The organism is Pseudomonas sp. P7759, assembly GCF_013386445.1.
In the GTDB taxonomy this organism is placed as follows: Bacteria; Pseudomonadota; Gammaproteobacteria; order Pseudomonadales; family Pseudomonadaceae; genus Aquipseudomonas; species Aquipseudomonas azotoformans_A.
In genome coordinates this window covers 138874-150357 of record NZ_JACART010000017.1, presented here as the reverse complement: position 1 = coordinate 150357, position 11484 = coordinate 138874, and the positions used below count along the sequence as shown (strand labels likewise).

Sequence of the window (11484 nt, the reverse complement as noted above, 5' to 3'; positions counted from 1 at the left end):
TTCATCACCACCGGAATTGCCAGACGACATGGGTTTCCCCGGGAGGGCCGATATGCAACTGGTACGGCTGGTCATACTGGCCACGACGTGCCGCCTTGAGCCCCTGGAATTCCCCGAGTTGCTTGGGATCGCCCTCGCCTTGCAGGTACAGCTCGCCGTCTGGCAACTGGTGGATCCCCAGGCCCTTGCCGGTGTATTCGAGGCGTACATGGTCGGTGGGCCAACGGTCATAACTGAACGAGGGTAACAACCGCTTGAGCTCTTGGTTTGCCCCCGGTTGCAGGTACACACGGCGACCGGTGGCGATGCGGTGGTCAGGCAGTTCGGCGTCCCTTTCTTCCGGCGCCAGGCAGATGAACTCCTCGAACACCACCAGGTTGGCGTCGACCGGTGCATCGCAAAAAAAGCAGGCCATGTGCGCAGGGTCAACGCCAGTGCCCGGCATCAACGAGGTGGAGGTGCATTCGGCGCACTCAACCATGCGTTCGTCGATCTCCACCAGGGCTTCCAACCATTCGGCGATACCCGGGCGGGCGATTGCATCTTGCTTGCCCTGCTCGAAGCAGCGACTGAACAGCGCGGGCAAGCGGCTGTGTTCGGCCAATTGCAACGGCAGGTTGGCAAAGCAGGCATTGTCGGGGTCATCCGAATCATTGATCCATGGATGCTCTCCTCGCAGTGCCGCGTCCTCTTCCTCCGGCTCACCCAGTTCGACCAGTTCGCCCTTAAAGGGATGGTTGTGGGTCAACACGCGATAGGCGATGACGGCAAAGCTCCAGCAGTCCGTCAGGCTCGACAGCATGGCCTCGCCGCGCACCACTTCCGGCGCGCCATAGTCGGGGGTGTGAAGGGTCAGGCCGCTGTGGGCCTGCAGGCTGATGTTGTCGCAGTCGATCAGCCAGGTTTCGGCAAACCCGGGATCATCCGACACAAAAATATTGGCCGGGGACAGGTCGCCGTAGAGCATGCCGCGCCCATGCAGCTGGTTCAAGGTCCTGGCCAACTGGCACAGAATACGCACCCGCCGACGCAGGCCGCCCTGGGCCAGGTAATCACTGGCGGCATCGTCCTCGGCGGCGACAAAACTGTCCAACAGGCTTTGCAATGGAACCAGCCCGTCCATCAGCTCCATGACATAGCCAAAGCGCGGCGGCTTGAGCAGTGCCAGCGGTCGCGCCAGTTTCAGGTCGCTGAGGTCCTGGCGGATCAACCATGCCATATGACGATGCCAGCGTTGCTTGGCATCGAGGTCAGTATGGATAAAGCCCTTGACCAGGACAGTGGGCAATTGTGTGCGATACACCACACCTTGCCCGCCACGGCTCATCTCGCTCAACAAGTCGTAGCGAGTGCCCTTTTCATCCAGGACATGCTTGGTACTGCGCTGGGTAGCGGTCATTGTTTGTGATCCGTTCGAAAGATACCGGCGATGCTCTTGTCATCACCGTGAAGTGGCGTGGACCAGGCGTGCATTTCTCGCTCCAGCCAGGTGCGCATGCGGCGTCTGTTGCTGCGCGCAAGGCGGCGGTAAATCACATCGAAAAAGGGTTCCAACTGCTCGGGGATCAGATCGTCACTGATGCCGTCCGTCATCAGCAGCACGCCATCGCCGGGCAGTACCAATTCGAACTCGCAAGTCTGCCACAGCCCCTCGCCTGCCTGGGCCAGGGTGTCGGTCTGGTTGCCGAACCCCTGGCGCGCCGCGCTGATCACCCGGAAGGCACCTCGGCTCTTGAGCAGCAGCAGCCCATCCCCTATCTGCCCGGCCTGCCCACGGCCGCGGGCATCGACCCGAGCCCACAGGCAGGTGGTTTCGTAATCGCGATAGCGGGTGCCGAAATGCTCAAGCCAGGACAAGCGAATGGCCTGGCCCAGTTTTTGTGCAGAAACGGCGAAGGCCTGCCTGGTATGTTGCTTGACCAGGCGTACCGCCTTGCTGGAGCCGATGTGGCTCAGGCGCCGGCTGCCCAGGCCGTCACAGACCGCGATGCACCACCCCTGACGCACGCCATAGACCCCCATGGCATCCTGGTTGACCACGCCGTCCTGCAGGTGCCCCGGCCCGATGACCTTGGCACCAGACGCTGCCAGGCGCATCAGAATTCCCAGTCTTGATCATCGGCAGACGGCAGCTCCAACGGGAGCGTTTGATTGGGGGTCGACGACTGGCTAAGGGCGCTGACGCTCATGGTCACGGCACGGAAGAAGCGATGAATATCCCGTGCCTCAGAGGCTTGAAACAGCGGCGCTTCCTGATCATTGGCGAAGTCGGCCAGCATGCTCACATCTGCATCGGCACCGATGCCCATGGCGAAGCGCGTGGCCTTGGAGGAGCGCTCACCATTTTGCAATTGCGCAAAAGGCGTCTCCCACTCGTCATTGGGGTAACCATCGGAGACCAACACAATCACCGGTTTGTAGGCGCGGGACGGCACGATGTCTTTGTCTTCGATCAGTTGGCTGGCCAGGCGCAATGCGCCGCCCAAGGGCGTGGCGCCATCCGCCGTGAGCTGGCTGAAACTTTGGATTTGATGGGCCGGGGTCAAGGGCAGGTTCAACTCTGCGCTGCTGCCGCCAAAGGTGATCACGCTCACCTGGATTTCAGCGCGCAGGCGGCTTTCATGGGCAAAGGTGGCGATCATGTCCTGGAGCGCGCTGTTCAACGCCTCGATCTTGCCGCCCTCCGACATGCTGCCACTGGTGTCCGCCAGCACAATCACAGGCAAAGGACGGGCAGCTTGGATCTGGAATTTCTTGAGCTCTGACATTTCAACGGTTCCTTGGTAATCAGTAAGTGACGTCCTGGTTATAGCGAGCTTCGTGCCAGAATAATTTATTTCTTTAAAAACAATAAGTTACGAAATGCAAGGATCAATAACACCCGAAAAAAATAATATTCATTACTTCAAAGTAATTTTTCTTACCCTCGCTTGTTATTCGACACAGTGCTTTTCGATCCACTTGCTCAGGGTCTGCTGGCTCTTGAGCCCCAGGAGCAAGGCGGCTCGGGTTTTGTTCTGGCCCGTTGAGGCCAATGCGCCACGCACGTAGTGGCTCACGACTTTGGAAATGATGTGGTTGATGTCCACCCCTTGGGACACATCCATCGTCATCAGGTCGTTGTCCTGCGCCGGCAGTTTGAACAACGCCTGGTCAATATCGCCCCGGGTAATCAGCGAGTCCTGGCACCAGAGCGCAGCGCGCAGCAAGGTGGCGTGTAACTCCCTAACGTTGCCGCGCCACGGGTGCCGTTGGATGAGTTCCCTGGCCTCCAGCGAAACCTTTTTTTCCTTCAGGCTGGGATCTTGGCTGCCGATACCGGCCAGCAGCGCATCGGTCAAGAGCCGCAGGTCACCCTCGCGCTCGCGCAGCGCCGGCAGATGCAGGACACCTACAGCGATGCGATAAAACAGGTCCTCACGGAAACTGCCATGTGCGACGTCTGCCATCAGATTGCGGTGAGTGGCGGTGATCAGGCGCACATTCACCTGCACTTCACGACTGGCACCGACCGGCGTGAATGTGCCCTCTTGCAGTACACGCAATAGCCGCACCTGCACGGCCAAGGTCAGTTCACCGAACTCATCAAGAAATAGCGTCCCGCCATGAGCCTGTTCGAACACCCCAAGCCGATCTGCAATCGCGCCGGTAAACGCACCTTTTTTGTGGCCGAAGAGCACGGAATCAACCAGTTCAGAGGGAATAGCACCGCAGTTGACAGTTACGAACGGCTGGCTAGCGCGCGTTCCTGCGTTGTGGATGGCTCGGGCAAACAACTCTTTGCCGGTACCCGTCTCTCCATAGATAAGGACCGGCACGCCTTTCTCAGCAAGAACGTGGGCCTGTGCCTTGATGGCCAGCATGCGACCACTTTCCGCGACAATGCTGTCAAACGCGGCATCCACCGGCACTTGCTGCTCAGCCAGTTTGGCCAACTGGTTGCCGCTGATTGCGCTGGCCGCTGGAACATACTCGGCAGCGATTTCGAAGGGGATATCAACCTGCTGGACACCTTGTTCCAACGAAGATTGATAGAAGACTGCGGGGTAACGGGTCTTGCCCAACAGGATCCACACCGCCTGCATCGCAGGTGTTCCGGGGCTCAGCAAGATGGAAAGATGTGCCCCTTCTCCCACCAACCGCTGCAGATGCCGATTGGCCGCGTGATAAATCTCGCCGAAATGCACAGGGGAGGATAACGGCTCGACATAGGCCGTGACGGGAATATCGACTTGCTCGCGGAGCCAGCGAAGATAACGCTCAACCTGCTCCGCAGGGTACGCACACAAGAGTTCGACGACATCGAAATCGACAGCAGCGAGGGCCGAACAGACAGGCCCCGCCCCCTCGCCGATCACCGCTTTCAAATCGTTAGCGCCGATCCAACTGACCAAAACCTTATGCTTTACCGCAACCATCCCTGAGCTCCAACAAATCCTTTTGCTAACGAAGGCCCTCATCACGATCAAGGACTATCGCTACCAGATATCAAATCAAATGCCTTTATACTTAAAAAGTGGCCATTTAACATCTATCCGTTAGTAGGCATCCACATGATCCTATTTACTTCGATTTAGCATCAGGCTGATGCGGCAGGCTACACGCACTCTCCACCACGATGGAGGCGGCTCCAATCAGTGCTTATGCAATCAGCCAGATTTTGAATCTTGAATGCCTTGGAAGCAGAGGTACGTGCAAGAGTCGATTAACGAAATGATCAATCTTCTCGTTCGAGATGCGAAACTCGGCTATCACAGGTATGACGCTCTGGAAATTTACAAGCTGCAATTCGCCACCAAGGTGGCAAGGCTTTTACTTCTTCGGGCTGGGCTGTTCACGCCGACGATGAATTGACCTACGTGCCGAGACAAGACTGCCCCACCTCCAAACCTTCAAAAGTCCAGCACAGACAAGGATTCGCGAGGAGTCAGACTAGGTCAGTGAAATCTCAGCAACTGGGGAAATTCGGCGTAGGCGCCAACAGATCATTAAACTGAAGAGCAAGCACTGAATCAAGAAATAGGCATCTCTGTAACTATTTTCTTTCACGCGTCCTAACGGAAACATGCTTGCTCGACATTAGTGTAATGCTGAAATACGCATCGATACGTCAGCCTCTTTTCCATTTCTTCAGCCACTGGGTAGCGAGGTAAGTAGATTTTTAACTTCTGCCAACGTTGGTGCATAGGCTCCGGTATGTCGACACGATAGGGAGGCGCAAGCAGTTGAAAAACGCAGACGCTCCTTCAGATCGGTGATTCCCAGCAAATCTGCAGCCAACCAACCCGCCATGCTCGCATCGCCCGCCCCCACAGTATCGGCAACGTCCCCAAGAATCGCGGGCTGTTCGTATTGACGGTCCGACGTATGAAGAATCATTCCGTCTGCACCTCGGGTGAACAGGATCTGCGCCCTAAAGTTGAGCGCACGTAACTCATCCAAGGCCTGATGTTCGGTCAATCCGGGATAGAGGTGACGAAGGTCTTCATCGGACAGCTTGATCATGTCAGCCAGGGCGGTCATCGTTGGGAAAGTGCTCTCCCGGTAATATCTGTCCATCAAATTGCGCCAGTTCGGATCAAAGCTAATTCGTTTGCCAGCGCGTTTCACCTGTTCGGCGAGGCTGACCAAACGATCTCCCAATGGCTGTCGAGCCAGACTGATGCAGCCAAAATGACAAACTTCGGTATGGTCAAGCCAACCTTGCGGTAGCAGGCCCGTATCGAAAAACAGATCGGCATCCCCGGCAAAAAAGTACCTAGGCGGGCGGCTTGACGGAACGATGGCGACCAAGGGCTCTCGGTCCACTCGTTGTATAAATCGCATATCTAGCCCTGCCACCTCTGACTGTAGGGCTATCTCGTCGCCCAACGAGTCCGTACTGACGGCCCCTGCAAAGGAGCTGCTGACACTCAGGCGACTGAGCGCTCGTGCAACGTTCCAAGGCGCACCGCCCGAAAAACCCTGCCACTGTCCGGGTACGCCCTGTACAATGTCAGTCAGGGCTTCACCAAATACGATTGCCCGAGGCAATACCATCGTCCTTTCCTTTCTGATTAAAGAGATTTCTCGGCCGACTGGCCTTACACAATGGGTTCTGGAGAACCGCAGGGAATGGTGAGAACTTTTTCCAACGTCTGTGTCACTCCCACATCCCGCAAGCTGTTGTAGCACCATTCAAACGCCGCCACGAACTCGGGAGAGTTAGGAATCTGCACACCAAAAATCTCCTCAACTGTCAGCAATCGCTGAGTGATTAATGCATCATCGGCCACCAATACCTGACAAAACGCCGCCCGCGGATCCGCAATCAAGTAGATATTGCCATTCTCCTCCACCCCTTTCAAATACATAGCCCAGGCCGCCACCACCAGCGCCGCGCGCCGGGTATCCCGGCCCTCGGCAATCAAGCGGTTGATGGTCGGCACGGTGAACTTTGGAAGCTTCGACGAGCCATCCGAACACACCCGCTCCAGCTGATCGGCAATCGCCCGATTGGAGAAGCGTGAGACCAGGGTGTTCTGGTATTCGGTCAGGTCGATTCCCGGCACCGGCGCCAACTGCGGGGTCACATCCAGCTCCATGTAAGCGCGTATGTAGCGTACGAATAGCGAGTCATTCATGGTCTCATGGACGAACCGGTAACCCTTCAGGAACCCCAGATACGTCAGGGCCAGATGGCTGCCGTTGAGCAGCTTGATCTTCATCTCTTCGTAAGGCGTGACATCGTCGGTAAATTGCACACCGACCTTTTCCCAGGCCGGGCGCCCGTTGACGAACTTGTCTTCCAGCACCCATTGCGCAAAGGGTTCACAAACCACCGGCCAGGTGTCGTCAACACCGTGCTGGTCGGCCAGTTGCAGGCGATGTTCAACGCTGGTCATCGGCGTGATGCGGTCGACCATGGCGTTGGGGAAGCTGACGTTAGCCGCGATCCAGCCCGTTAGATCGGCATCGAGCAAAGCGGCAAAGGCCAGCAAAGCCTTGCGGGTCACGGCGCCGTTGTGCGGCAGGTTATCGCAGGACATCAAGGTGAAGGCTGGCGTGCCGGCGGCACGGCGTTTGGCCAGAGCGGCGCAGAGAAAGCCGAACACCGTTTTCGGGGCCGCCGGGCTGCTCAGGTCGTGCTGAATCTGCGGCAGATCGGCCATGAATTCGCCGTTGCTGTCGTCGATGCAATAACCGCCTTCGGTAATGGTCAGCGACACGATGCGGATTTGCGGGTCGGCGAGTTTTTCGATCAGTGCCTGGGCATTGTCCTCAGCCAACAGCATGTCGCGAATCGAGCCGATTACCCGCACTTCGGTGGCGTCGTTGTCTCCCAGTTCGAACAGGGTGAACAGACAGTCCTGGCCGTGCAGGTGGTCGTGGGCACGACGGTCTTCGCCGCGCAGGCCGACGCCGCAGATTGCCCATTCGAGGCCTTCGCCCAGGTTCATCAGCGCATCGGTATAATACGCCTGGTGGGCGCGATGGAAGCCGCCGACGCCGATATGGGCGATGCCCTGACGGGTGTCGCTCAGGTTGTAGGCGGGCAGAATCACCTCTGGGGCGAAACGGTTGAGGTTTTTTTTAGTGAGTTTCATACAGGATCCCTGAAATCAGGCGGCAGCGCGCAGTGGTCGGGTAACAGCCACGCCGTTGCCATCGAACAAATGGCAGTGGTCGGCATTCAAATGCAGGCTCAATGTTTCGCCGTAGCGGCTGGCTAGGTCGCCAAGCACGCGCATGGTCAAGGCCTCGCCGGACGCCGTGCGCATGTGGCAGAACGTGTCGCTGCCCAGATGTTCACCGACGTCGGCAGTGACCTGCAAGGTGCAGTCACCAGGCATGGCCAGTTCTAAATGCTCCGGGCGAATACCTTGAGTCACCGCGCCACTGACGCTCAGGCTGGCGCAGCTCACTCGCAATGTGATGCGGGTGCCGGCATCCAGCAAAACTTCACAGCCCTGGCGCTCGACAAGGCTGACGCTGCTCTTGAGAAATCCCTTTTTCGGCGTGCCGAGAAAACCGGCGACGACCAGGTTGGCCGGCTGATGGTAACGATCCAGACGCAAGCTGACCTGCTCGATCCTGCCACCATTGAACACCACTACCTTATCGGCCATGGTCATCGCTTCGACCTGATCGTGGGTCACGTAGATCATGGTCGCTTGCAAATCCTTGTGCAGGCGTAGCAGTTCAAGGTGCATCTGCACCCGCAGCGTGGCGTCAAGACTGGACAGTGGTTCATCGAACAGGAAAATTTTCGGGTTGCGCACGATGGCCCGGCCAATCGCAACGCGTTGCCGCTCGCCACCGGACAGTTGCTTCGGCTTAAGCTCAAGCATCGGCCTGAGTTCGAGAATACGTGCCGCTTCACTGACTTTTTTTAACACTTCGGCTTTTGGCACCCCGGCTAGGTCGAGGGCAAAGGACATGTTCTTGCGCACGCTCATGTGCGGATACAGGCCGTAGGCCTGGAACACCATCGCTAGGTCGCGCTTGGCCGGGCTGACTTCGGTGATGTCGCGGCCAAGCGCGATGGTGCCGCCGCAGACTTCCTCAAGGCCGGCAATCAGCCGCAACAGGGTGGGCTTGCCGCAGCCCGCGGGGGCGACGAAGACCACAAACTCCTTGTCGGTCACTTCCAGGCCGATGCCCTTGATGATAGAAAAGCCTTCGAAACGTTTTTGCAGATTCTTGATTTTCAGTTTGGCCATGGTGGGCCTCCATTTGAACTTATTTGGTGCGCCGTGCAGGATTTTTGTGGGGGCGAGCCTGCTCGCGACTATCCTTCAGACAACGGGTTATCATTGACATCTATTGCGAGCAAGCCCATTCCCACAAGGGGATTTATGAACAGCGGGCTTATTTCACTGCGCCGAAGGACAAACCGCGCACCAGCTGTTTCTGGCTGATCCAGCCAAAATTCAGGATCGGCGCGCAAGCCAGGGACGACACGGCGGACAACTTGGCCCAGAACAAGTCTTCGGGGCTGGAGTTGGAGGCGATCAGCGCAGTTAACGGCGCAACGGCCAACGAAGTCAGGCTCAGCGACTAAAATGCCTCGTTCCAGCACAGGATCAGCGACAGCAACACGGTGGAGGCCAGGCCGCCCTTGGCAATCGGCAGCAGAACGCGGACCATCTCCTGCCAGAGTGTGCGCAATCCAGGGGGCAGCTTCGAGGATGTCCTTGAAGTAGGTGTAAACCATCCACACCACAATCGGCAGGTTGATCGGGTCGTAGGGGGTCAGCGAAAAGTACAGGGTCATGCCCAGCGGCACGATCATCCACAACAGCAACAAGGCCACCGAGGGACTGACCAGAAACCGGCCAAGTTTGGCCACGCGACTTAATATCCGGGTGAGCTTTGGCATTTGAAATATTCATGGCGTAAGAACCGAGTCGTGTAGACCAGTGAAGTTCCAATGTGGGAGCGGGACTGCGTGGTTATTTCGGGTACCCGGCGCGCTTCATCTCCCGTTCGGTGGCCTGCTGGGCAGCGGCCAGGGCCTGGTCGATCAGCGCCGAGAACAACAATTTGCCGACCTAGATGCCAATGCCCAGGAACTCCGGGATGATCACTAACTGAATGCCGATGTACTGCACCGGTTTGGCGCTCGGCTTGCTCGGGGCCGCGGCTATGAGCAACTCCAGCGTGACTCTGACAAATGGCGCGGCGTTCAAGCACGCCTCGCTGTAGGCCGAGGCTCGGCTACCGGGCGGCTCGTTGGCGACGCCATCTTTTCCGCGACCAACGCCCCGAACTCCTTGAACGTAGCCCAGGCACTGAAGGTTTTTGCCGCCTCCTTGGCCTTGTAGCTGGTAGGGATCGCCAATGCCCAGAAGTACAACCAGGCCGAGCCTTTGTCGGTAACCTCGTGGGGCGCATGTCTCAAGCCGACGTGGTCGCTGACCTTGCTTTGGTTCTTGTCGGTGACGAACGAGCCGGCGACACTGGCATCGACCCAGATTACGCATTTTTCGCTGTTGAACAGCGCAAGGTTTTCGTTGAGACCGTTGCTTGACGCCACCTGTGTACCGGATTTTTTCATGGTGTTGACGTTGTTTTCGTATCTTTCGACGGTTGGCAGAATATGCGCTAATTACAGACTTCAATTGCGGGCAAAACAAATCATCCTTCGCATTTAGATTGATATTATTTTGCACTTAATTTTACAGCGAACGACACAGGGAAGGGCTGTACAGCGATGACAGACGATCGAATTCGTATAGGTTATCGGGTTGAAATACAGCACTCGTGGGAGCGAACTCAACTTTGGTTTTGCTCGGTCAACCGCTGCACCACCAACCGCCGGTAATGCGAAGGCGTCATGCCCTTCTGCTGCTGAAAGCGCCGGTTGAAATTGGAGATATTGTTGAAGCCTGATTCGAAGCACACGTCAGTCACCGATTTAACGCCATCGGCCAGTAGCTCGCAAGACTTGCTGATTCGCAGGCGATTGACAAACTCGATGAAACAGCGCCCGGTGGCCTGCCTGAACACCCGGCTGAAGTAGGTCGGTTTCATGCCCAGGTGCTCAGCCACTTCCTCCAGCGGCAGATCCCGGGCGTAATGGGCAAAGATGTAATCCACCGCTCGATTGGTACGATCGATGTGGTGCTCGTCGGCCAATTGCAGCGTCGTCGCACCTGATAAAAGTTGATAATCTTCGCAGGCGGCGAGCAACTCCAGGAGCATGAAAAAGTGTCCGAGGCGGGTCATACCTCGGGTGCTGGCAATGCATTGCATCAGGTCCATCGCCATGCCAATCGTGTGCTTGCAACGAAACTCGATGCCGTACTGCGCACGCTTCAACAGCGGCACCAGGATCTTGAGCTCGGCAAACACCTGATGGCCTTTGTCGAACAGTTCATCGGAAAAGTTGACCAACATGTCGCGCTTGGGCACCACTTCACCTTCGACAATCTGGCTGATCCAGTTGTGAGGTAGGTTGGGGCCAGTCAGGAACAGGGTTTGCGGATAGAAATTGCCGATGTAATCGCCGATGAACACCTTGCCGGAACTCGCGACTATCAGGTGCAGTTCGTACTCCTTGTGGAAATGCCAACGCACCAGCGGGCAGGGAAATCCGTGCTGGCGATAGATGATGGACAACCCGTTGTGGTCGTCCATCAGCTCGAAGGAAGGGTCAGTAATTTTCGCTGAGCGGTTCACATTAGACTGCTTTTTGTTTTATTGCATCTTACAAGGTCTATTTTCGCGACAGTTATAGCCACACCATTCATCCAATCGCGCATATGCCACAGAGTAACAACGCTTAGCCTAACGGGCTAACAAGCATGATAAACTATAGGAGAGCCTCTAGGGATAGCCTGAAACAGCCAAGCATTTCTAGCTTTCTTCAGATACCGTCAGCTTTGAACACAACGATGGATCAAAGACGATCAGATCACCGGTTAATTTCTGGATTTTTTAGCCACCGCAAGCGCCTCGTAGACACACCTCACCAACACCCGCCAGTAAATATCTACGCTT

The 11484-nt window shown here is 56.9% G+C and carries 8 protein-coding genes and 3 pseudogenes; all 11 read right to left on the bottom strand.

What is annotated here, in order from left to right; all coding sequences use genetic code 11:
- Positions 1-4: 4 nt before the first annotated feature.
- A complete protein-coding gene (locus HX823_RS16315; protein WP_038848920.1) occupies positions 5-1399 on the bottom strand; it encodes a protein kinase in 1395 nt (464 codons plus the stop codon).
- Positions 1396-2097 (bottom strand): PP2C family serine/threonine-protein phosphatase, encoded by a 702-nt coding sequence (locus HX823_RS16310; RefSeq protein ID WP_016978917.1) that lies wholly within the window; start codon positions 2095-2097, stop codon positions 1396-1398. The genes HX823_RS16315 and HX823_RS16310 overlap by 4 nt, the downstream gene beginning before the upstream one ends.
- Entirely contained in the window at positions 2097-2768 is a 672-nt protein-coding gene (locus HX823_RS16305) for a VWA domain-containing protein (RefSeq protein WP_016978918.1), read from the bottom strand. The genes HX823_RS16310 and HX823_RS16305 overlap by 1 nt, the downstream gene beginning before the upstream one ends.
- A gap of 165 nt (positions 2769-2933) precedes the next feature.
- Complete coding sequence (locus HX823_RS16300) at positions 2934-4418, bottom strand: sigma-54-dependent Fis family transcriptional regulator (RefSeq protein WP_025999948.1); 1485 nt, start codon at positions 4416-4418, stop codon at positions 2934-2936.
- A gap of 712 nt (positions 4419-5130) precedes the next feature.
- Complete coding sequence (locus HX823_RS16295; RefSeq protein ID WP_177075508.1) at positions 5131-6039, bottom strand: carbohydrate kinase; 909 nt, start codon at positions 6037-6039, stop codon at positions 5131-5133.
- A 44-nt stretch (positions 6040-6083) separates the two neighbouring features.
- The gene (locus HX823_RS16290; protein WP_016968898.1) at positions 6084-7586 is read right to left on the bottom strand and encodes a mannitol dehydrogenase family protein; all 1503 of its coding nucleotides are present in this window, start codon (positions 7584-7586) and stop codon (positions 6084-6086) included.
- Between the two features lie 15 nt (positions 7587-7601).
- Positions 7602-8702, bottom strand: coding sequence for an ABC transporter ATP-binding protein (locus HX823_RS16285; RefSeq protein WP_177075505.1), 1101 nt, complete (start codon positions 8700-8702; stop codon positions 7602-7604).
- Between the two features lie 148 nt (positions 8703-8850).
- Positions 8851-9229, bottom strand: a pseudogene (locus HX823_RS16280) (carbohydrate ABC transporter permease); the annotation flags it as partial.
- Positions 9224-9361 (bottom strand): annotated as a pseudogene (locus HX823_RS32015) (hypothetical protein); the annotation flags it as partial. The pseudogenes HX823_RS16280 and HX823_RS32015, both read right to left, overlap by 6 nt.
- 73 nt (positions 9362-9434) lie before the next feature.
- Positions 9435-10048 (bottom strand): annotated as a pseudogene (locus tag HX823_RS16275) (sugar ABC transporter substrate-binding protein); the annotation flags it as partial.
- 209 nt (positions 10049-10257) lie between these two features.
- Positions 10258-11163 carry an AraC family transcriptional regulator gene (locus HX823_RS16270; RefSeq protein ID WP_016978922.1) on the bottom strand — a complete coding sequence of 302 codons (906 nt, stop codon included), beginning with the start codon at positions 11161-11163 and terminating at the stop codon, positions 10258-10260.
- Positions 11164-11484 lie beyond the last annotated feature (321 nt).